Source organism: Alteromonas sp. ABE4_545 (assembly GCF_056161325.1).
Genome location: NZ_JBSWYY010000001.1, coordinates 62,003 through 83,592, shown reverse-complemented (window position 1 = coordinate 83,592; position 21,590 = coordinate 62,003). Strand labels below are relative to the sequence as shown.

Here is a 21,590-nt window from a genome sequence, read left to right as displayed (position 1 = left end):
CGCCCGAATTGACCTCGTAATTACCATACCTGATACAAATTATTGCCAGATTTCATTGGTGGAATAATCCTTATTCCACACTCTTGGCAACTACAATGAAAACTCGCCGCATTCCAAAACATTTATTATTAGAACCACAACCCAAACGCAAAGCTCACCGCTGGGTAGGCAGCATTATTTTACTTTTGATTATTGGCTTTTTTACCTTGGTGGCAGTGAAAGCGAATAGCCAAGAAATGGCCGATAATCACGCTGGACAATTAGTTTTCCAACGCGAAGGGCAAACTCTTACGCCGTCAAACATTCGTACTCAGCAAGCCACTCATGTAGCAACCCAAGTCGATGCCGACATATCGGGGTTAGTGGTTAACGTGCAATACCAGCAAGAGTTTCGCAATGACAGTGATGAGTGGGTGGAGGGCATTTATACCTTCCCGCTGCCTGAAAGTGCTGCCATTCACCACATGGAAATACACCTTGGCAATCGCATTATTGTGGGTGAGATTCACCCTAAAAAAAAAGCCAAAGAGATTTACCAACACGCTTTGAAAGCGGGTAAACAAGCTGCACTCACGGAACAACAGCGGCCTAATTTGTTTACTCAGCGCATTGCCAATATAGCTCCCCATCAAACCCTTATCGTGACAATTGCCTTTACCGACAAAGCGGAGTACCGACACAGTGAATTTACTTGGCGACTCCCCACTACCCTAACGCCGCGTTTTATTCCCGGTATTTCAGCACTACCGCCACAAAATTATGGGCAAGAAAACATTGAGGTGCATGCCTCCGGATGGGCATTAACACCGGCACAACGAGAGGATGCTAGCGCAATATCGCCGCCCATCAGTCACCTTGCCCACAACCCTATTTCGATGAATATCAACTTGCACACGGGCGGTTTAACCTTTGCTGATGTATCGTCGCTTTACCACGATATTCGTATAGAGAGGCAAAGTGATAAGCAAGGCAATAACGAAAGCAACGAGCAATATCACATTACCTTTCAACAACCAGAAGAAATGGATCGGGATTTTGTTTTGCGCTGGCAACCCGTGTTATCACAAAAACCTCAAGCGGCCATATTTCAGCAACGTATCGACAACGATTACTTCACCCTACTCATGGTGTTACCGCCCGAAGCAAATAAACAAACCCATTTAAATCGAGACCTACTCTTTATTATCGATACCTCAGGCTCTATGCAAGGCACTGCCATTGAACAAGCAAAAGCCAGTTTAACCTATGCATTAAACCAACTTACGCCTGCCGATAACTTCAACATTATCGAATTTAACAGTGATTACTCTTTACTGTTTGCTCGCCCCCAAATTGCTGATGAGCAAAACATTGCCACTGCTACGCACTGGATTGCGCAGTTACAAGCGGACGGTGGCACGGAAATGCAAAACGCCTTGGATGCGGCTTTTCTGCAAACGGCGAATAGCCAACACCTCGCTCAAGTGGTGTTTATCACAGATGGTGCCGTGGGTAATGAATCAGCATTGTTTCAACGTATTGAGCAACAAGCAGGTGATGCGCGCCTGTTCACCGTTGGCATTGGCACGGCCCCCAATACCTGGTTTATGAAAAAAGCCGCTCAATTTGGGCGCGGTACGTATGAGTACATTGCCGATGCCAATGAAGTACAGCAACACATGCGACGCCTATTTACCAAACTTGATAGCGCGGTAGCAAAAAACCTGATTGTCAATTGGCCGAGCGATGCAGAAGTGTACCCCCAGCGTATCGGCGACCTGTATGCTGACGAGCCCCTTGTGGCCATTGCTAAACTCACCTCACCGCCAGAAGAATTAAAAGTAGCCGGAGAAAGTGCTGGCGTAACCACTTCAAACCACTGGCTTAAGAAAGTGACAGCGCCAAATGCTGCGAAAAGCCAAGGTATTGGGAGCTTATGGGCGCGGGATAAGATTGCCGCTATTGAAGATGCGGGGCATCGCGGTCTGTTAAGTAAAGAAGAAGTGGAAGAACAAGTACTTCCCGTTGCACTGCGTCATCATTTATTAAGTCGATTTACATCATTTGTGGCGGTAGACAAAGCCATTGTTCGCCCCAGCGATGCAAAATTAAAGCTAGACACTGTGGCCAACCAATTAGCCAAAGGCCAAGTGCTTCAAGCAAGGCAAGCTCTGGCAATGCCACAAACGGCAACCAACTCAACGCTCACATTCTGGCTCGGGTTAGTGTGCTTTGGCGCATTCGTTTTTATACAAGGCCTACTTCGTGATAAATAAACGCCCTTTGAAAGGGACTTTGAAATGGGCCTCAAGCGCAATTTTGTTATGCCTTGCCACATTGCTTTGGGGCAATAGCGCTTATATCAGCGCCAAAGCTGTGCTGGCTCAGCATTTGATCGCAACGGCATGGCAAGAGTCGCTGCAAACCCACCAGCCGGTTAAACCTTGGCGTTGGGCAGACAACTGGCCCGTCGCTGAGCTTTACTTCCCAAATCAAAATGTGCGAGTTTATGCGCTGGCTGGTAGTCATGGCACTAGTCTCGCCTTTGGGCCTGGGCACATTGACGGTACGGCCCTGCCCGATGAATCAGGCACAAAAGTGTTCAGTGCCCACAGAGACACGCACTTCTCGTTTCTCAATACATTGGGTATTGGCCAAACGTTTGATATTCGCGGCATGGCTGGGCGCTGGATGCGTTATAAAGTGACATCCCGCCACATCGTCGACACACGCAAAGATGAATGGCTGATTGCCCCTGAACAAAATCAAGTGCAGTTAATCACCTGTTACCCTGTAGACAGTATGTTGCCCAACCCACCTGAGCGGCTGGTTGTTGTAGCAACCCCAGTTGAAACGACTGAACTGGGCTATTTACTGCCGTTACCGTTAACGCGATTTTGAAGACGGTGGCTGAGTTGCATGGTGCTTTTGGGTGTTAGCCGGACTAGCGGAAGACTCGTCAGATTTGGCAGTGTCGCCCGTTCCCAACACCAAAACAGCGTAACCCACCAATAACACCACAACAAAAAACACGGTACCGATAATGCCAATGGTGGTGGCTTCCGATGCATAAGAAGGCGCTACGAAGCAAAGTAACAACAGGAAGATAAACGGTTTCATCATTTTAGGCCCCAATACTAATTCGTCATTGGGGATTATCACTCTGTTTCACTTTACCTAACAGACACAGTTGACCACTGAAAAACTATAACAGTTTAAAACTACAACTGTTATAGTTTACACATCATACTCATTCGATCGAACCTGTGACAAAATACGAAATACTTGCCGAACAAATCAAAGTGCAAATTCAAAATGGCGTTTGGGTGGAGAATGAAAAACTACCGTCATTGAGAAAGCAATCTGCTCATTCGGGAATGAGCTTGATGACAGTGTTAAACGCCTATCAATTGCTGGAAAGCCAAGGGTTGATTCGATCGGTTGACCGTTCGGGTTATAAAGTAAGTGCACCAACCAAACCGACATCAACAAGCAAAGTACAACACAATGAATCGGTTAGCGTTAACGATTTTATTTACGACGTGCTGCAAGCATCACGTGATCCTCACATGTTTAGTTTGGGCTTTGCTTATCCAGATCCCTCGCTTTACCCCAAACATCACCTGAGCAAGGCCCTCGCGAGAACGGCACGAGACTTATCTTCAGCCAGTGCCTTTGACAACCTGCCCCCCGGCAACCTTGCATTGAGAAAACTGATTGCTAAACGTTACGCCGCCAAAGGCGTGTTGATATCACCCGATGAAATTGTGATCACCGCAGGCGCATTGGAAGCGCTTAATTTAAGTCTGCAAGTGTGTACGTCTCCAGGTGATAGCGTGATTATTGAATCTCCCACTTTTTATGGTGCAATGCAGGCACTGGAAAGACTGGGGTTAAAAGCGGTAACGGTTGAGGCTTCACCCACAGAAGGAGTGGATCTTACGGCGCTGGAACGTGCGTTACAAACTGAGCGAATTAAAGCGTGTTGGTTGATGTCTCATTGTCAAAATCCCATGGGATACAGTTTGAACGATGAGAAAAAGCAGCGAATTGCACAACTATTGGAAAAGTACGCGGTGCCGCTTATCGAAGATGACGTGTATGCAGAACTGTATGAAGGACAACAGTCCTCATTGCCTATTAAACACTATCTCAACAACAGTAATGGGTTATTGTGTTCTTCGTTTTCTAAATCACTCATTGCGGGTTATCGCATCGGTTGGGTAGCGGCAGGAAAACACGCAGAAGCATTGCAAAAACAACAGCTCATGAGCACGCTTGCCACTAGTGCGCCAATACAACACGCCCTCGTGGACTATCTCTCTACTAAAAACTACGAGCAGCACCTAAAATCACTGCGAAAAACACTAAAACAAAGAAAGGCAAGCATGCGCGCGTTTCTGAGCGAACACATGGATAAACAGGTAACGATTGATGCCAACCAAGGCGGCTATTTTTTATGGCTCACGCTCCCTCGCCATGTCGACACAATGCCTATTTATCAACAAGTATTACGCTTCAACCTGAGCTTGGCACCGGGGAAATTGTTTTGCTTACAGGGCGAATTTTCTCATTGTATTCGCCTCAATGCGTCGTTTGAGCTTACCCCTGCAAGACAAAACAAACTCGTTAAATTGGTGGCGCTGATTAACAACGCCATCAAGCGTGAAAACAGTGCGTAGTAATATCAACTGCCATTGTTGGAGTTAGTGGCCATTGTTGGAGTTAGTGGCCACGGTTGAAGCGGCGACAACACACATTTGCTAACAATTTGCAGGCGGTTAAAAGCAGAAAACCCGCTCATCGGCGGGTTTCCATTGGTTGTGTTTAGTTTACCAAGCGAGCGACTTATACCGCTTCGTCGTACTCATCAAAAACGTCTACGCCTTCAGTCGTGTCAACTGGCGAAACAAGCACTGGCTTTTGATGTAAATCCTGACGTAATTGCCCTTTGCGGTGAGCGAGTACGGTTTCGAGTTTTTTCACTGCCTGTGCAATAGCGGGGTACATGACTTTATTCGTACCTTTTGCTGCCACACTGCGCCCTTCGTAGTGAGTCGCAATATCGACAATAAATTCTCCGTGTTCTTTGATAATAACCACGTCGGTAGAGATTAAGCTAGGGAAGCGATTAACGAGTTTATCGATTTTTTCAGAGACGTGTTGTTTTACTGCATCGCTGATTTCGACGTGATGGCCAGAAAGTCTAATTCTCATAAGTTTTCCTTATTCCTGAAACTTAATTGTAGAAGTGAAGTTGCGCGTTACAGCGCGGTCACTCGCTTTCTTGTGGAGGGTAAATTTCTTTGCCTCCATTACTTGATATCAGGATTCCTATCGCGTTTACAAGCCCTTTTTAGCGAAGAAAAAAAGAAAGTTGATTTGTGGCACTTTTCGCACCGGAAAGCCTTCCATTCTCAAAATTAGGGGCGTATGCTGGGGAGATAACTCAGGGCTCACCCCCAACTTTTCTGACCATTTGGTCATCCTTCAACCAGTCTATTTTCCCCCTTCGCCCTTCTAAAATCTACAAGTGCTTTTTCATAATCTCATAGAGTTCTGGACGGTTTTCTGCAATTTCTTCTTTGCTCAACCCTTCTAGCGAATGTGGGTACTTGAGCCACGCTTGGGTTTCATGAAGAAAATAATCAGGCACTCGGTTGGTTTGATTGCGCTCAGGTTTGTAATACGGCACTGCCACACGAATATCTTCAGGCGTGTTTAAACGAGCAAGGTCTGTAAGTTTATCGATAATGGCTTCAATAGACCGGCCACTGTCAAATACATCGTCCACGATAAGCAAACGATCATGATGTTGAATATTCTTCACCAAATAATTTAAACCATGCACTTTCACATCTTTGGATTGCTTGTCGATCCCCTGATAAGACGAGGTGCGAATGGCAATATTATCGGTCTCGATACCGTGAAACGCGAGGTACTCTTGCACGGCGATACCAATGGGCGCGCCACCTCGCCATACAGCAATGATGAAGGTGGGCTTAAATCCCGATTCATATACTTTCTCAGCTAAACGGAAAGAGTCTTCCAACAGTCCCTGCGCACTCAAATATGTTTTACTTTTCATTTCGTTTCCTCTGAGAAAGGTATTACCCGACTAAGCTGTCGGATGCTATGATACCGACGTAGGAGCAAAGTGTCACATGGGAGCAGCAGATTGAATAAGCGATTTTTGCAGGAACAACAAATTATTGAAGACTCATTTCGTTTGGGTGTACAAATATTTGAAAGCGGCTTTCGACCCAACTTTATCGTTGGCTTGTGGCGCGGTGGTAGTGCCGTTGGTATATACGTGCAAGAATGCTTGCAAACCTTGGGCGTAGAAACCGACCACATTGCGCTAAGAACGTCCTACCCAGGCCTCCCCGACTATCAGAACATGGTGGAAACCCCAGAGCGCATCCGCGTGCATGGCACTCAATATTTAATTGAAAACCTTAACGTTGAAGATGGCTTATTGATTGTGGACGATGTGTTTAGTTCTGGCCAAAACATCAATGCCGTAATCAACCGGTTGCGCACCAAACTCAAACGCAATATGCCCAGTGAAGTAAAAGTCGCGACCTTATATCAACGAGAGGGGTATAACCGCACCGATCTCAAACCTGACTTTTGCTTGCACAACACCAACGATTGGTTGGTATTCCCCTACGAATTAAAAGGCTTGAGTGAAGAAGAAATCGCTGAATACAAACCTTACGCAGCGCCTTTTTTACGCCAAAACTAACGTAAGTCGTGTAATCAATGGCAAATAACCGCTCGGCGCATCATGTCGGTATAAGTAGGGTCTGTGAACAGCGCGCGACCAAGTGCATCTTTTTCTGCACTGGATTCATTACCGCTGTGTGGGCCACACTGATTCCCTTTCTAAAGTTACATACCCAAGCTTCAGACGCCGATTTAGGCGCAATTCTACTTTGCATGGGTACCGGTGCTTTGGTTGCGATGCCAGTAGTCGGTCCACTCACGTCAAAATTTGGCTGTAAGCACATTATCACTATTGGGTTCGCTGGTTTGCTAGCTACAGTGGCTTGCATGCCTTTTATTCTCAATTTATGGCTACTTGCCGTTGTGGTTGTTATTGCAGGTGTCTGCATTGGCGCCATTGACTGCGCCATGAATATTCAGGCCATTTTGGTTGAAAAGGCGAATACAAAACCATTGATGTCTAGCTTTCACGGGTTTTATAGCTTAGGGGGCATCGTCGGCGCTCTAGTCATGGCAATGTGTTTGAATATTTTCTCAGTAGTTATTGCTGTACTCCTCGCGATGGCTCCCGTAGTCATTGCTTTTATCTACTATCAACGGTTTATGCTCTCGTACGGCAACGAAGAAAATGGCCCTGCATTCGCGTGGCCCAAAGGTGCCGTTTTCTTTATTGGCTTGAGCTGCTTTTGCATGTTTTTGGCCGAAGGCAGTGTGCTTGATTGGAGTAGCGTATTTCTTACAGAACACAGAGGTGTGGCAATTACGTACGGTGGAATGGGTTTTGCCGCGTTCTCCGTGGCAATGACAATAGCAAGATTAACTGGTGACAACATAGTCGCTCATTTTGGTGGTATGAAAGTGGTCACAATTGGCACTATCGTCGCCACACTGGGGTTGGCAGCTGTGTTATTCACCCCCTATTTACTCGCCAATATTGTCGGTTATTTTTTCATAGGACTTGGCGCCGCCAATGTGGTCCCTGTAATGTTCAGTGCCATTGCTAATCAACAAGACATGAGCCAGAGTACCGCCGTCCCTGCCGTTTCAACCATGGCATACTCAGGCGTTTTATTAGGGCCAGCCAGTATTGGCGTGATAGCCCACAGCTATAGTTTACTGTATGCCCTCGCTATCGTTTTTGTCTTATTTTTCATTGTTCTGGTGACCGCACGATTAATCCCCTATCAAGCCTCCTAGCCTTGTACTGAGTAAAACATAAGTGGCTCTCCGCTATCAGATATCAGGTTTTAATGAGGATGAATTATGAATGCGATTATTTAGCCGGATAATTTTACTCCCGGATTTACCGACAACTTTTGTTCTCATGAAGTGATTGTCGCTGGGCTTTTGCCGGTATGATCGATGAAATTTTGGCTAAACACAATCGTTCATGGAATGTAGTGGTTTCTATCCCAAGCTTTTTATCGCCACTTAACATCATTAGAAGTAGTGACTTTTTCGTCAATGCCACCCCAGAAATGCTACAGTGAGCATTCATCACTAAATCAGAAGAATTATGCCAGCAGTTGATAAACCAAGAGTGGGTATCTTTGTTGATGTACAAAATATTTATTACACCTGCAAAGAAAGCTACAAGAAAAATTTTGATTACAATGCCTTTTGGGCTCAGATGAGCGAGCGTTACCAAATTGATTGCGCTTTTGCCTACGCCATTTACCGTGGCGACGAAAAACAATCTCAGTTTCAAAATATTCTGCGCGCAATTGGCTTTGAGGTAAAACTAAAACCCCTTATTCAGCGCCGAGATGGCAGTGCGAAAGGCGATTGGGATGTAGGTATTACCATTGATATGCTGGAAGAGGCCAAACAGCTTGATAAAGCGGTTTTACTGTCTGGCGACGGTGATTTTGCACTACTACTTGGTCATTTGGCGAATAATTATCAGCTACCGTGCGATGTATATGGGGCTGAGCACCTCACGGCAGATATTCTAAAACAAGCCGCTGCTGAATTTCATTGTATTGACGACTCACTGCTACTCGGAAAGTAGTTGCTACGGTTGAATAGACAAATAAAGTCATTGAGCAAAAGCACACGAATACTGAGTTAAAAACAATAACTCTGTCTATCGAAAAATACATGACCGCGCTTCGCTGAGATCACTCTGTATATTTTTTGTTGACTTTTAATACTACAAGTGTAATAAATTTAAATACTACACATGTAATATAAAGTTTTGACGTTAAGAATGAAGAATAGAGTTGAAATATCAGAGGCCGAATACGCGGTAATGGAAGTACTGTGGAAAGATGCGCCCCAAACAGCTAAGGCCATTTTACAAACCCTTGAGCGAGGTTGGCAACTCACCACTTTGAACACATTACTCAACCGACTGGTTAAAAAAGGCGCGCTTTCTTATACAAAAACAGGCAGAGAGTATGCGTACACCCCCCTAGTAGAGCGAGAAAGCTATGTAAAACAAGAAAGTCAGAGCTTTTTACAAAAAGTTTTCGATGGAAAACTATCTCCTCTTGTCGCCCATTTTTCTAAACATCAGTCACTTGAGCGAGAAGACATTGAAGCGTTGAAAAAGCTCATCGATGAATGGGAAACCCACAATGAATAATGTAATCGACGAACTGACCATTGTTTTTTCTATTGCTGTTGTCGTTATATTAGCCCTAAGACCACTAACAATTAAACGATTTGGCGCAAACCAAGCCTATCATTTTTGGCTCGCCGTTCCTTGTTGTTTAATCGTGTCGCTATTACCAGATCAAACCAAAATTCCTGTTGCTTTCAGCACTACGGATTTTAATGTACTGCCATCTGAGACTAGTACAAACGTGACTCAGGTTAATTTCGGCAGTTACCTGCTAGCAGCCTATTTTGTTGGATTGACGATTTTCACACTGGTATTTCTGATCAGCTTCATCAGATATCATCGATTACAAAAAACACTGTTATTGCCCCGCTATCACAGCATTGACGGCCTAAGTGAATTACCGATTTACTTAAACCCAAAAATAAGCAGCCCCATGTTAATGGGATTATTCACCCCAACAATACATCTGCCCACAGACTTTGACACCAGATTTAACTCATTCCAACAATCCGCCATCATTCAACATGAACTACACCATTATCGCCGCAAAGATATTTTTTGGAATCTTGTCGCGCACGTCATTGTTGTGATGTTCTGGTTCAACCCCTTGACTTGGGTGGCCTACCGCACGTTTAGGCAAGACCAGGAACTCTCTTGCGACGATGCAGTAATGCAAAATGAAACTCTTTTTAATCGGCAAGAATATGCCAAAGCAATCCTGACTTCTAACATCTCAACAACGGTATTTAACATGCAAACTTCATTTGGAAAAGGAGCAAATACAAAGATGATTAAAGAACGAATCAGCAATATACAAACTAGTCAGTCATACAGCAGAAAAATTGCTTGGTGCAGCCTTATCGCACTAACGTTAGTCGCAGCAGTACAACTACGAGCCCAAACGACAGACCACGAAAAGGAGGTATTTGAAAAATTAATGCCGCTGAAAACGCCTATTGTACGTATAGAGCCTACCTACCCTACCGACGCAAAACAACAAGGCATTGAAGGCTGGGTTGTTGTTGAGTTTGGTATAAAAAACAATGGCGTTGTGAATAACATCAACATTATCAGTTCTTATCCGGAAGGTATTTTTGATAACGCTGCGAAACAAGCCGTTGCCCAATGGCGATTTGCTCCCCATGATGTACAAGGAGCGGTTAGCACGAAAAAGCTCACTTTTACTCTCTAACGTCATTCACAAGGCCTGCTCCTTATTGAGCGGTGATCAGTGTACAACCCATCTCCCCTACCATGAGCAGTAAGATGGGAGGGGGGCCATCTTGAAGTTTAGAGGCGCTTAGAAAACTAAAGGGTTACCAATACGTGTAAGTCGATGCCCTCATCTTCTATACAAATTCTCTTTACAACCACAAATTACTGTATATATTAACAGTATCAGTGTAAAAATTGAGTGTTTTGTATGTTAGTGCATTTATCGGTCAAAAATTTCGCAGTGGTTAAGCATCTTGATGTCAATTTGGAGGCAGGCCTAACTGCGATTACCGGTGAAACCGGCGCCGGTAAGTCTATCGCTATTGATGCCTTAAGCTTGTGCATGGGCGAACGCGCCGATGCTGGCGCTGTGCGCTCAGGCGCAAGTAAGGCGGAAATTATTGCCCATTTTAGCCTAACAACAAATCATGCTGCAAAAGCATGGTTGGATGAGCATGAACTAGCCGATGAAGATGATATTGATACCGCCTTCATTCGCCGATTAGTGTCTAAGGAAGGGCGCAGTAAAGCCTTTATCAACGGGACTGCCGTTTCTTTGCAGCAATTGAAACAGTTTGGCCAAACCCTGCTAGCCATTCATGGTCAAAATACGCACTTGCAGTTATTGCGAGAAGACTACCAACGTCAACTCATAGACAGCTTTGCCAAACATCCCAAGCTTTTGCAGAAAACAGCGGAAGACTACAAGCAATGGCGTGCTTTGCAAAAAGAATTAATTACTCTCAAGGAAGAAGCCCAACAAAGGGCTGACCGGGAGCAATTGCTCACCTATCAAGTTGAAGAACTAGATGAGTTTGCCTTAGAGGAAGGTGAATTTAGCGAGTTAGAAATAGAGCACAAGCGCCTAAGTAATAGTCAAACGTTGCTCGAAGAAGCCCAGATCAGTGCTTACCATTTATATGAAAGCGATGAATTTAACGCACTTGGTGCCATCCAAAAAAGTGCAGACAAACTGTCTGAGTTGGAAGAACACGATTCGACATTATCCCCAATAGTGCAAATGCTCAACGAGGCGGCAATTCAAGTAGAAGAAGCTGCTCGTGAATTACGCAGCTATAGCGACCAGTTAGAAATTGACCCGTTTAAACTTCAGCAAGTTGAAAAACGCTACAGCTACGCGATGGAATTAGCTCGTAAACACAATGTCATGCCAGAGAGTCTTTATGAGCATCACCAAACTCTCAGCGCTGAATTAGCAGGGTTGAGCGCTGATTCTGAGCGTTTGGAATCACTGGAAGATGAAGTGCAATTAGCGAAACAAGCCTATCTTGGTTCAGCTTTAAAGCTGTCTGAGTCTCGGGTAGCGCAAGGCGCGAAGCTCGCCAAGGCGGTTGAAGCTCAAATTCAACGATTAAACATGCCCGATGCCCAGTTGTGTTTTGACATTCAATTTAACTCTGAATTAAAACCAACGGCCCAGGGGTTAGACGCTATCAGCATTAAAGTGAGCACCAATAAAGGCCAAAACAAAGACAAACTAGACAAAGTAGTGTCGGGCGGTGAACTATCTAGAATTGGCTTAGCAATTCAGGTGATTGCCAGTGACCAAAATGCCACTCCTACCATGATTTTCGACGAAGTTGACACGGGCATCAGTGGCCCTACCGCCTCTATTGTCGGCCAACTTCTACGTCAATTAGGCAAAACACAGCAAGTAATGTGTGTAACTCACTTACCTCAAGTGGCTGCGCAAGCACACAATCAATTGTTTGTCACCAAAGTCAGTGACAATGACAGTACCGAAACCCACATGCTGCCACTCACCGAACAAGCGCGTGTGGATGAACTAGCGCGATTATTAGCTGGAGATAGAATAACGGAATCCGCACTCGCTAATGCAAGAGAATTATTGGCCAATACAGTATCGAACTAATTGTGAATATGAGGGTCATAGTTGACTCAGGCGTGATGAGCTTATAGCATGCTTTGCGCTAACCAACTGCCCTCATCTTTCGATTACTGATGTGGCGATGGGCAAAAATGACAATAAAGCACTTGGAAAAAGTAAGCACAATGAAGTTGTATCGAATTATCGCTCTAATTTTGCTCACCTCAATGGGCACAGCATGCACTAGCTGGATTTATCGAATTGATGTTCCTCAGGGTAACTTTCTAGATGATCGAGACGTTAAAAAACTACGCATTGGTATGACGAAAGAGCAAGTAACCTACGTATTAGGCAAGCCCGTCGTTCAAGACTCGTTTGATCATGATACCTGGTATTACTTCTACGAAATGAAGCGCGGAATGAAAAAGCGTGGTGAAGATTTCGAGAAGCGTATGGTTATTTCATTCGTTGATAACAAATTGGTTAATATCGAATCTGACTTCGAGCTATCAGAAGAATTCAACACACCGCTAGACCAATAATCACACAAACTTGGTCAATTTAATTATTTACCGTCTAGTTCACTAACATTTAGTGAACTAGACAATCCCCTAGCAAATCCCCTGCCTCACAAAAACAATAACCTATTGATTTTTAATAAATTTTAAAATTGGCATGTGCCCTGCTACGTAAAGCCTATTAATGACGAACATAATGACAAGCAGGGATTATATGAAATCGATTATCGCAACATCTGTCGCCGCCTTATTACTCGTTAACCTTTCTGGTTGTGTTATCAAAATCGGCGGAAGTAGTACTGACGCTAACGGCGACGTGAGTTCAATTCTCGGTGGTATTGATGTGGCTGAGCATCGTCACATGGGTAATTTATCTACAGTTAACGGGGGTATTGAAATAGGCGATCATGCCGAAGTGAGAGATATTTCCGTGGTTAATGGTGGAATTGATATTGGCAGTTACGTCAACATTCGTTCAATCGATGTGGTTAACGGGAACATAGATGCGGGTAAACACGTAAAGATTTACCATAGCATTGTAACTGTAAACGGCAATGTCGAATTTCAAGAACAAGCTAATGTGGGTTACGATGTTGAAACCGTGAATGGCGACATTGTATTCGATCAAAGCATGATCAGCGGCGATATTGAAACCGTTAACGGTGATATTTCACTGACTAGCCATACTCACGTTGTTGGCGATATCACATATAATAAAAGAAATGACGATTGGGACGATGATGATCATATCCCTACTCTGCATCTAGATTCTGACGTACAACTCGAAGGAAAAATTATTCTTTATCGTGAAGTGACCCTAGATTTCGATATGGAAAAATTCGGCCATAAAGTCGAATACCTTTATAACAAGGCTTAACAATCAACATTAATTATAACGCCCGCTTTTTGCGGGCTTCACAAAAGTGGTGAACCAAGGCCTTTTCCAACACCTCGCAAGCCAATCTCCCTACTTCGTTTCAATTACCTCCTTATTCGTTATACTGTGGCATCACAACTAATCAATGGTTTACCTATGTCAGGCATTACCGACTTACATCAGTTGATTGCTTCAATGCGCCCCCACCTATGTGAAAAATGTTATGTTTTTACTACGGTGTCACCTGCGCACTATGCCGAGTTATCAACCCATTTACACCCCAAGGGCATGTTTGTCGAAGACGAAGGTATTACCCTTATTTGCGAGCAACATCAAGCTGATAGCTTTAAGCTGGGTTATCAGGGGGTATTTAAACAAATTACACTCTCTGTTCATTCAAGCCTAGAAGCAGTTGGCCTGACGGCTGCTTTTGCCTCCGCACTCGGTAAGCAAAATATCAGTGCGAACGTTCTCGCAGGCTATTATCACGATCATATTTTTGTTGCCGAGAAAGATGCAAATAGTGCGATTGACGCGTTAGAAGCCTTATCTCTCCAATACCAGTAACCCGTTACGGACTTTTTTCCATGCAAATACTCGAAGAAACTATCGATATCAATACCGCTACCGGTACGATGCGTTGTTACGTTTATCGTCCAAACGCTGAAGGCAAATTCCCCAGCTTGTTTTTCTATTCTGAGATTTTTCAACACACAGCTCCCATCAGTCGTTCAGCGGCAATGATGGCATGTCATGGTTTTGTGGTTATCGTGCCGGAAGTGTTTCACGAGTTAAATCCTATAGGAACGGTATTAGGGTATGACGATGCAGGAAAAGACAAAGGTAACAACGACAAATGGGCTAAACCCTTAACCGATTACGATACCGACAACGAAGCGCTGATTGCCTTTTGTGAGCAAGCTGAATATTGCAATGGTAACATTGGCGCCATGGGCGTTTGCCTTGGCGGCCATTTGGCTTATAGAGCGGCACTCAACTCTAAAGTATTGGGCGCGTACTGTTTGTACGCAACTGACATTCACAGCGACGCTTTGCCCGCTACGCCAGAACAACAGAGCTTTGCACGAATGAAAGACATTCAGGGTGAAGTGTATTTTGTCTGGGGTAAACAAGACCCTCACGTACCACAAGAGGGCCGCCTTAAAATCTATCAAGCATGCCAACAAACTGGCTTAAATTACCATTGGCAAGAAGTAAATGCGGTGCATGCCTTTATGCGTGATGGTGGCGAACGATACGATGGTGCATTGGCATTACAAATGTACCAACAAGCAGTGAGCTTTTTCCAACGAGTACTTGCAGTCAGATAACAGCTACAGCGAACGCGTATGCGCCTCACTCGTTTAATGTACAGGCCCAGCGACTGATTCAACCTGGGCTAGTAACTCTCTTCTCAAACCGAACTGAAAACTCAATTCCGCCACCACAAATAGCGGCCCTATGACTAACCCCATTACGTCATCAACAAAAGCAGGTTTTTTGCCTTCGTAATAATGCCCAACAAACTGTAAAACCCAGCCCCCAACAAATATACCGATAGACGCAGACAACCACACCAACGTACTGGTCATCGCTAACGTATTCGCCATTAATAGCAAAGTGCCGGTTAGCACAACCATTGTCATTCCTAAGCGTATGTCGAGTTTTAAATAAAACACATTACCCGCGAGCCATACTAGCAGTGCGGGATTAACGACTACGTCTCCCACTACAGGCAAGGTTAAAAACAGCATTGGCCGACAGAGTAAACTCAATACAGCAAAAACAATCAGAGGGATGCCAAAGTAGTGCGTGAGAATATTACGTTGGTCTCTGTGATACTCGGCATATTGGCTGAGATGTTGTTGAAGGGTTTTCATAATACGAACCTTACCGACGTTATTTACATTATTTTCACAAACAATAATAGTAATTCAAAATGAAAACTGTCACTAAAGTGACAATGTTTTGAATCGTCCGACAATCCTTGATAGATTCGCGATGCATTAGTGGTTTAAGGACTAACCTTATTTTATGAATATCTTAATACTGGGTACATCAAACTCTATTTTAAAAAATGGCTATGTCAGTGGTATAAAGCGCGCCTTGCCAAAGGCAACTTGGACAAACTGGTCATCGGGTGCGTCACCCGGAGTACAATTTGCTAAGTACGCTCAAAAAGATTTTAGCCAATATGATGTAGTATTGCTCGACTCTGTCCCCAACGACGAACAATTCGGGTTACAGACTTCTGGTTATCAGTACCATGAAGACTATCGGCGTGTTTTGTTTGAGTTAGTTTCAACCATATCCGCACAAACAAGGCTGATTGTCATTGGGATTTCGGTGCGTTCTTTTTTCTCTAACGCCTCAGATGTCTATCAAGACCGAGAGCGTTTTGCGTGTGTAAATCACGCTCAATTTATCGACGTTACTGCTGCGCTGAGAACCTATGCATTCCAGGAAAAAGACGTTTATTCCGACCACCCTGCGCACCCTAAATCTCATTTGTCTCAACAAATTGGTTTTTATCTTGGTCAGGCAATATCTGCCAAAATCGATCAACTGGCTCCCAGTGGAACAGCAACGGATTACAGCCAAAACTTTCACAGTGAAAAAGCGCACTTGCAAGGCAACAGTGACAAAATCAAACATTATAAAAACTCACTGACACAAGCGACTTATTTGTCTCTTGAATCAGGAGAAAAATTCAACGTACCGAACTCCCATCGCTTAATTGGTTTTCATATTAACGGGTGCCAAACCAACGCGGCAGCCAAATTGCAAACCTCAAAAGATAAGTACCTGCAAGCCAGGCTCTACTATGTCAGGAAAAAGGACGGATTCTTAAACTTGTTTATGCCGATGGCTGCATACCAAGCTGTACAAAGTATCTGTGTTGAAAGTACGGTAAAAGGCAGTTTCGATTTTGAACCTAGAATGACTAGGCCAAACAGAGACGACTCACCGGCAGCAATTCAACTAGGCGAATTGCTCTATTGGACCCAAGCCATAGACAGCGGTGCGGAGTTAAACCGCGATGTAACAGGCTCAGCGCATTTACAACTGAACGAGATAGTACAAAGAGCCGTGGTTGATGAGGTAAGAAAAAACCTAGCATCGTCTTATAAAACAATGTCAGGTATTACTAAACTCAAGCAATTCATTCGGTTAAAGCGCTTTACACGCCGCTACCCGTCAACATTGACGAGTTAAGGTGTTGAATTACTCTCGTGGAAAGGCAATTTCGATCAGCTTATCAGGATGAGTGAGTACTATTTTGCCGTAGGTTAACGATAAGATTTGTTGTTGCTCTAATTCGCGGAGCAATGTGTTGGTTTTTTGCCGTGACAGAGACAATAACTGCCCAAGCTGCTCTTGTGGAATGGCAATCTCAACGGCTTGTAATTGCCCTTCTTGTTGCTGGCAAAAGGTCAGCAAACGTCGGGCTAAGCGAATTAACGCCGATGGCATACTGCGATCTTCAATATTCTGGAACAACAATCTGAGCTTTAACGTCATCAGCTTACCAAATCGTTGCCACCACAAAGGGTCTTCTTCTACCATCCTATTCAATATTTTGGTTGGTAAATGCAGTATTTCACAGGGTTGGAGTGCAACAACATCATGAGTCCTGGGAGCTTGATCAAACAACGCAATTTCACCAAACCACTCGCCAGGTTCAATCACAGTTAGGCCAATTTCTTTCCCAGTAATATCCAAGCCACTAATCCACAGTGTGCCGCTAATCATGGCATAGATACCGTCGAACCCATCACCGCGATGAAACAAGTATTGCTTTTGCGGCAAAGTCATATGCCGACATTCCCTGAGCAATAGCTGCTGACAGTCATCAGAAAGTGCTGCAAACCAGCTGGATTTGTTCTCCATCAGAGATTGAATATCAGTGTGGGAATGTGATTCTGTCATTGCTTATCGTATTTACGCTCTTATTCACTGACAAAAAAGCACCGTAAAAACGGTGCTTTATCAATTATTTTTTCGGCTGAGAGCGTCGATGATTAACTTTCTCTTTGCGAACCTTGTGCTTTTTCACCGAGCGGCGCATACGGCTCAAACGCGCATGATCGAGTTTATTGCGACGCTCATCAATCATACTTTGCGTTTCTGGGCTTAACTGCACATGCTTGCGCAGTGCATTGACGTCGTCTAGGCTGAGTTCAACCCAAGCGCCTTGTGGTAAACGCTTTTGCAGTTCGATTGGGCCGTAGCGCAAACGAATCAAACGACTCACCTGACATTCTTGGCTTTCCCACAAGCGTCGTACTTCACGGTTACGGCCTTCGCTCAATGTCACGTTGTACCAATGATTGATGCTTTCTTCTTCAGATGGACGCGGGCGAATCGTTGTAAACTTCGCAACACCATCTTCTAATTCGACGCCTTTCTGCATATTGCGCAAAGCTTGTGCAGAGACTTCACCGAATACACGTACGGCGTACTCGCGTTCTACTTCACAACGAGGGTGCATTAATCGGTTTGCCAACTCACCGTCATTAGTAAACAACAGCAAACCTGATGTGTTGATATCCAAACGGCCAACGGTGATCCAACGTCCTTGTTTAATTCGCGGCAAGCGGTCAAATACGGTATCACGCCCTTCAGGATCGCTGCGGCTGCACAACTCACCTTCTGGTTTGTTGTACATCAGTACGCGGCATACTTGCTTTTCGGCTTGGCGAGACAACAAATGTCCGTCCACACGAATTTGAGCGGTTTCACCCACACGTTCACCCAAGGTTGCAACCTTACCATCTACCGATATGCGGCCTTCTTCAATCCATCGTTCCATCTCTCTACGCGAACCAATTCCGTGGTTCGCGAGCACTTTTTGTAACTTCTCAGTCATTTAATGTAACTGCTCTTTAGTTGAATCTTCATCTGGTTGACTCGCATCATCGGATAAAACGGTCACCACTTTGGTTGAATCCGCTGCCTGCTCAGCGAGCTGGGCAAAGGCGTCTGTACTCGGTAGTTCGGATAAAGATTTCAGTGAAAAATAATCTAAAAACTGTTTCGTGGTCGCGTAAAGCGCTGGGCGTCCTGGCACTTCTTTATGCCCAACCACACGTACCCACTCGCGTTCCGTTAGTGTTTTAATGATATTACTGCTTACGGCAACACCACGCACCTGCTCTATCTCACCACGGGTAATGGGTTGTCGATAAGCAATTAACGCGAGGGTTTCCAACATGGCTCGCGAATAACGCGGGCTGCTCTCCTGCCACAAACGGCTGATCCAAGGACTTAAACTGTCGGCGGACTGAAAGCGAAAACCGCTTGCCACTTCTATCAGTTGAATACCTCTTGGCTGATAGTCTAACACTAAATCGTCAATCGCACGCTTAATTGCTGCATCAGACACAGAAAATTCTGCCAAAACGGATAGCTTCATTCTTTCGATCGACAATGGCGCGTCTGATACAAAGATGGCGGCTTCGATGAGTTGTTTAAGTTGTTGTTTATTGATCTTCTTCATAACGTGTCAATTTCACATGTACTTTGGCGTAAGGACCAGCCTGAACGCAGGATATCAGCTTTTCTTTTACCAATTCGAGAATAGCTAAAAACGTAACCACCACGCCAGCTCTGCCCTCTTCAGCTGTGAACAGCGCTTCCATTGGGTAATAATCGTCGGTTTTTAAGGTGGCTAAAATCATCGACATGCGCTCCCGAGTACTCAAGGCCTCTGGCGCAATAGTGTGATGTTCAAAAGCGGCTGCGCGCTTCATCGCATCTGAAAAAGCCAAAACCAACTCTTGTAAGCTTACATCGGGTTGAATAACCACGGGAGCTACATCGGCAGCGGTGTCCACTTGTACGGTAAAAATGTCGCGTTCTAAACGCGGTTGATTGTCGAGTTCTTCCGCCGCTTTTTTCGTCAGTTCGTATTCCTGTAAACGACGGATCAGTTCGGCGCGGGGGTCGTCTTCATCTTCGTCATCACTGGCCCGTTTGGGCAATAACAAACGAGATTTAATTTCGGCTAAAATTGCTGCCATCAATAAATATTCAGCTGCCAGTTCAAGCTTGAGGGTTTTCATCACCTCTACATATTCCATGTACTGACGCGTAATCATGGCAACCGGTAATGCGGTAATATCAAATTTTTGCTTGCGAATGAGGTACAAGAGTAAATCTAACGGGCCTTCAAAAGACTCCAGGATCACTTCCAGCGCATCAGGCGGAATATAGAGATCTTCGGGTTTTTCAATTACCGCCTCGCCATTTACAAAAGCCAACGGCAAAGGCTGCTGCACTGGCTCTTGATTGACTTTGGGTACCTCAGGCAAGTCACTCATTACACGAAAGGCTCAATACTGCCCGCACCTTCACGTAAAATCTGGGCTTCGCCGTCTGACATATCAATGACTGTGGTGGGTTGTTCACCCAAGTAGCCGCCGTGAATAATGAGGCCCACTTGGCGTTCTAGTTTATCGCGAATTTCATCGGGATCAGATTCTGCCACTACTTCCCCTGGCAACATCAGCGTTGTAGATATAAGAGGCTCACCCAAGGCTTCTAACAATTGCAAGGCTATGGCATTGTCTGGCACGCGAATACCAATAGTTTTACGCTTTGGGTTTTGTAAACGACGAGGAACTTCGCGAGTAGCTGGCAGTACAAAGGTGTAAGGCCCTGGTGTATTGTTCTTGATTTGCCTAAACGCAATGTTATCCACCTTGGCATAGACCGACAGTTCAGACATGTCTTTGCAAACCAAGGTAAAATTATGGTCGCTCTTGAGTTGCCTGATACGGCAAATTTGTTCCAACGCTTTTTTGTTTTCCATCTGACAACCGATGGCATAGCCGGAATCGGTTGGATACACAATCACTTCCCCTTGACGAATTAACTCACACGCTTGGTTCAACAAGCGTTGTTGTGGGTTTTCGGGGTGTACGTAAAAAAATTGACTCATGACTACAATCCAATGTTGGCGTTACGCCGTTGCGAGCGACCAATCGTGCCAAACCGGAGTGAGTGGTTCACTGATTCGGGCACAACGACCTAGCTCAGTCCATCGACTGGGAAAATGGAAATCAGACCCAGCCGAGACCAACATTGCGTGCTGTAACGCAATGTCTTCAATTAATTTAGCTTTATCCAGGCTGGCACTGCGATCTGCCACTTCCATCACATTACCCCCGGCTTGGCAAAATTCGTCCACCAGCCTACGCAACCACTTAGTGGTCATGTCATAGTGAATGGGATGCGCCAAAACCGCTACCCCACCCGCAGCGTGGATCGCGTCAATAGCGACACCCATTTCTGGCCAATGGGCTTTCACTGCTGCGCGTTTACCTTTGCCTAAATACTTTCTAAACGCGGCTTCTGGCGTACTGACACCGTAGTTATTCACTAGCGCTCGGGAAAAGTGCGCACGGGTAATTTGTCCAACGCCGGCATATCGTTTAGCGTAGTCTAAGATCCCTTCAAAACCACACTTTTCAAGCTTATCGGCAATTTTTTGGGCGCGTTCGTCACGAATATTTTGCTGGTTTTCCAACATGCTCAAAAATTGCGGGCAATGTCGATTAACATTCAACCCAACAATATGAATATCAAACCCGTGCCAGCCTGTTGATATTTCTACCCCATCAATAATGCGCAATTTACGGGCGTGCTTCTGCTGTGCTTCGTGCGCTTCTTGTAAACCCGCGACAGTATCGTGGTCGGTAACCGCCAAAACGTCCACTTGCATGGTTTGCGCGCGCATCACTAACTCAGTGGGCGATAAATGCCCATCGGAGAAATGGGTATGACTATGAAGGTCGATTTTTAAAGCTTCGGGTAAATTATTGGTTGACACAGCAGACGTTTTGTTTTCTTCTA

Annotated in this window: 25 protein-coding genes; 15 read left to right on the top strand and 10 right to left on the bottom strand. The window is 44.9% G+C overall.

Going from position 1 to position 21,590, the window contains the following annotated elements; all coding sequences use genetic code 11:
* The first annotated feature begins 95 nt into the window (after window positions 1–95).
* Together ACXAH6_RS00465 and ACXAH6_RS00460 are read left to right on the top strand one after the other, a co-directional pair.
* Entirely contained in the window at window positions 96–2,255 is a 2,160-nt protein-coding gene (locus tag ACXAH6_RS00465; protein ID WP_474874660.1) for a marine proteobacterial sortase target protein, read from the top strand.
* Window positions 2,245–2,880, top strand: a complete 636-nt coding sequence (locus ACXAH6_RS00460; protein WP_474874659.1) for a class GN sortase — start codon at window positions 2,245–2,247, stop codon at window positions 2,878–2,880. Before ACXAH6_RS00465 ends, ACXAH6_RS00460 begins: the two co-directional genes overlap by 11 nt.
* Here the strand turns inward: ACXAH6_RS00460 and ACXAH6_RS00455 are convergent.
* The gene (locus tag ACXAH6_RS00455) at window positions 2,866–3,102 is read right to left on the bottom strand and encodes a hypothetical protein (RefSeq protein ID WP_474874658.1); all 237 of its coding nucleotides are present in this window, start codon (window positions 3,100–3,102) and stop codon (window positions 2,866–2,868) included. The two genes, ACXAH6_RS00460 and ACXAH6_RS00455, sit on opposite strands and share 15 nt — an antisense overlap.
* Before the next feature lie 143 nt (window positions 3,103–3,245).
* Here ACXAH6_RS00455 and ACXAH6_RS00450 point away from each other — a divergent pair, with 143 nt between their 5' ends.
* Window positions 3,246–4,661, top strand: a complete 1,416-nt coding sequence (locus ACXAH6_RS00450; RefSeq protein ID WP_474874657.1) for an aminotransferase-like domain-containing protein — start codon at window positions 3,246–3,248, stop codon at window positions 4,659–4,661.
* Window positions 4,662–4,827: 166 nt separating this feature from the next.
* Here the strand turns inward: ACXAH6_RS00450 and hpf are convergent, their stop codons facing one another.
* Together hpf and ACXAH6_RS00440 are read right to left on the bottom strand one after the other, a co-directional pair.
* Window positions 4,828–5,196, bottom strand: a complete 369-nt coding sequence (gene hpf / locus ACXAH6_RS00445; protein ID WP_474874656.1) for a ribosome hibernation-promoting factor, HPF/YfiA family — start codon at window positions 5,194–5,196, stop codon at window positions 4,828–4,830.
* Between the two features lie 310 nt (window positions 5,197–5,506).
* Entirely contained in the window at window positions 5,507–6,067 is a 561-nt protein-coding gene (locus ACXAH6_RS00440; protein ID WP_474874655.1) for a phosphoribosyltransferase, read from the bottom strand.
* 90 nt (window positions 6,068–6,157) lie between these two features.
* Between ACXAH6_RS00440 and ACXAH6_RS00435 the strand changes: the two genes are divergently transcribed.
* From ACXAH6_RS00435 to ACXAH6_RS00385, 11 genes are all read left to right on the top strand, one after another.
* On the top strand, window positions 6,158–6,727 hold the full coding sequence (locus ACXAH6_RS00435; RefSeq protein WP_474874654.1) for a phosphoribosyltransferase: 570 nt from the start codon (window positions 6,158–6,160) through the stop codon (window positions 6,725–6,727).
* Window positions 6,728–6,744: 17 nt separating this feature from the next.
* Window positions 6,745–7,905 (top strand): MFS transporter, encoded by a 1,161-nt coding sequence (locus tag ACXAH6_RS00430; protein ID WP_474874653.1) that lies wholly within the window; start codon window positions 6,745–6,747, stop codon window positions 7,903–7,905.
* 158 nt (window positions 7,906–8,063) lie between these two features.
* Window positions 8,064–8,198 carry a hypothetical protein gene (locus tag ACXAH6_RS00425; RefSeq protein ID WP_474874652.1) on the top strand — a complete coding sequence of 45 codons (135 nt, stop codon included), beginning with the start codon at window positions 8,064–8,066 and terminating at the stop codon, window positions 8,196–8,198.
* 26 nt (window positions 8,199–8,224) lie between these two features.
* Complete coding sequence (locus ACXAH6_RS00420; RefSeq protein WP_474874651.1) at window positions 8,225–8,719, top strand: LabA-like NYN domain-containing protein; 495 nt, start codon at window positions 8,225–8,227, stop codon at window positions 8,717–8,719.
* 198 nt (window positions 8,720–8,917) lie between these two features.
* Window positions 8,918–9,295, top strand: coding sequence for a BlaI/MecI/CopY family transcriptional regulator (locus tag ACXAH6_RS00415; protein ID WP_474874650.1), 378 nt, complete (start codon window positions 8,918–8,920; stop codon window positions 9,293–9,295).
* A complete protein-coding gene (locus tag ACXAH6_RS00410; protein ID WP_474874649.1) occupies window positions 9,288–10,466 on the top strand; it encodes a M56 family metallopeptidase in 1,179 nt (392 codons plus the stop codon). The genes ACXAH6_RS00415 and ACXAH6_RS00410 overlap by 8 nt, the downstream gene beginning before the upstream one ends.
* A 231-nt stretch (window positions 10,467–10,697) precedes the next feature.
* The gene (gene recN, locus ACXAH6_RS00405) at window positions 10,698–12,383 is read left to right on the top strand and encodes a DNA repair protein RecN (protein WP_474874648.1); all 1,686 of its coding nucleotides are present in this window, start codon (window positions 10,698–10,700) and stop codon (window positions 12,381–12,383) included.
* Between the two features lie 140 nt (window positions 12,384–12,523).
* Entirely contained in the window at window positions 12,524–12,880 is a 357-nt protein-coding gene (locus tag ACXAH6_RS00400; RefSeq protein WP_474874647.1) for an outer membrane protein assembly factor BamE, read from the top strand.
* 190 nt (window positions 12,881–13,070) lie between these two features.
* Window positions 13,071–13,733 (top strand): DUF4097 family beta strand repeat-containing protein, encoded by a 663-nt coding sequence (locus tag ACXAH6_RS00395; protein ID WP_474874646.1) that lies wholly within the window; start codon window positions 13,071–13,073, stop codon window positions 13,731–13,733.
* Between the two features lie 126 nt (window positions 13,734–13,859).
* On the top strand, window positions 13,860–14,300 hold the full coding sequence (locus ACXAH6_RS00390) for an ACT domain-containing protein (protein WP_474874645.1): 441 nt from the start codon (window positions 13,860–13,862) through the stop codon (window positions 14,298–14,300).
* Between the two features lie 20 nt (window positions 14,301–14,320).
* Window positions 14,321–15,064 (top strand): dienelactone hydrolase family protein, encoded by a 744-nt coding sequence (locus ACXAH6_RS00385; RefSeq protein WP_474874644.1) that lies wholly within the window; start codon window positions 14,321–14,323, stop codon window positions 15,062–15,064.
* A gap of 33 nt (window positions 15,065–15,097) precedes the next feature.
* Here the strand turns inward: ACXAH6_RS00385 and ACXAH6_RS00380 are convergent, their stop codons facing one another.
* Complete coding sequence (locus ACXAH6_RS00380; protein ID WP_474874643.1) at window positions 15,098–15,613, bottom strand: Mpo1 family 2-hydroxy fatty acid dioxygenase; 516 nt, start codon at window positions 15,611–15,613, stop codon at window positions 15,098–15,100.
* 154 nt (window positions 15,614–15,767) lie between these two features.
* On the opposite strand from ACXAH6_RS00380, the gene ACXAH6_RS00375 reads away from it, so the two are divergent.
* On the top strand, window positions 15,768–16,949 hold the full coding sequence (locus ACXAH6_RS00375) for a hypothetical protein (protein ID WP_474874642.1): 1,182 nt from the start codon (window positions 15,768–15,770) through the stop codon (window positions 16,947–16,949).
* A 9-nt stretch (window positions 16,950–16,958) separates the two neighbouring features.
* Here the strand turns inward: ACXAH6_RS00375 and ACXAH6_RS00370 are convergent, their stop codons facing one another.
* The 6 genes from ACXAH6_RS00370 to ACXAH6_RS00345 form a co-directional block, all read right to left on the bottom strand.
* Window positions 16,959–17,663, bottom strand: coding sequence for a Crp/Fnr family transcriptional regulator (locus ACXAH6_RS00370; protein WP_474874641.1), 705 nt, complete (start codon window positions 17,661–17,663; stop codon window positions 16,959–16,961).
* 64 nt (window positions 17,664–17,727) lie between these two features.
* Window positions 17,728–18,603, bottom strand: a complete 876-nt coding sequence (gene rluB / locus ACXAH6_RS00365) for a 23S rRNA pseudouridine(2605) synthase RluB (protein WP_474874640.1) — start codon at window positions 18,601–18,603, stop codon at window positions 17,728–17,730.
* On the bottom strand, window positions 18,604–19,233 hold the full coding sequence (gene scpB, locus ACXAH6_RS00360; protein ID WP_474874639.1) for an SMC-Scp complex subunit ScpB: 630 nt from the start codon (window positions 19,231–19,233) through the stop codon (window positions 18,604–18,606).
* Complete coding sequence (locus ACXAH6_RS00355) at window positions 19,217–20,056, bottom strand: segregation and condensation protein A (RefSeq protein ID WP_474874638.1); 840 nt, start codon at window positions 20,054–20,056, stop codon at window positions 19,217–19,219. The genes scpB and ACXAH6_RS00355 overlap by 17 nt, the downstream gene beginning before the upstream one ends.
* Complete coding sequence (locus ACXAH6_RS00350; protein WP_474874637.1) at window positions 20,056–20,676, bottom strand: L-threonylcarbamoyladenylate synthase; 621 nt, start codon at window positions 20,674–20,676, stop codon at window positions 20,056–20,058. The genes ACXAH6_RS00355 and ACXAH6_RS00350 overlap by 1 nt, the downstream gene beginning before the upstream one ends.
* Before the next feature lie 21 nt (window positions 20,677–20,697).
* Complete coding sequence (locus ACXAH6_RS00345; RefSeq protein WP_474874636.1) at window positions 20,698–21,567, bottom strand: PHP domain-containing protein; 870 nt, start codon at window positions 21,565–21,567, stop codon at window positions 20,698–20,700.
* Window positions 21,568–21,590 lie beyond the last annotated feature (23 nt).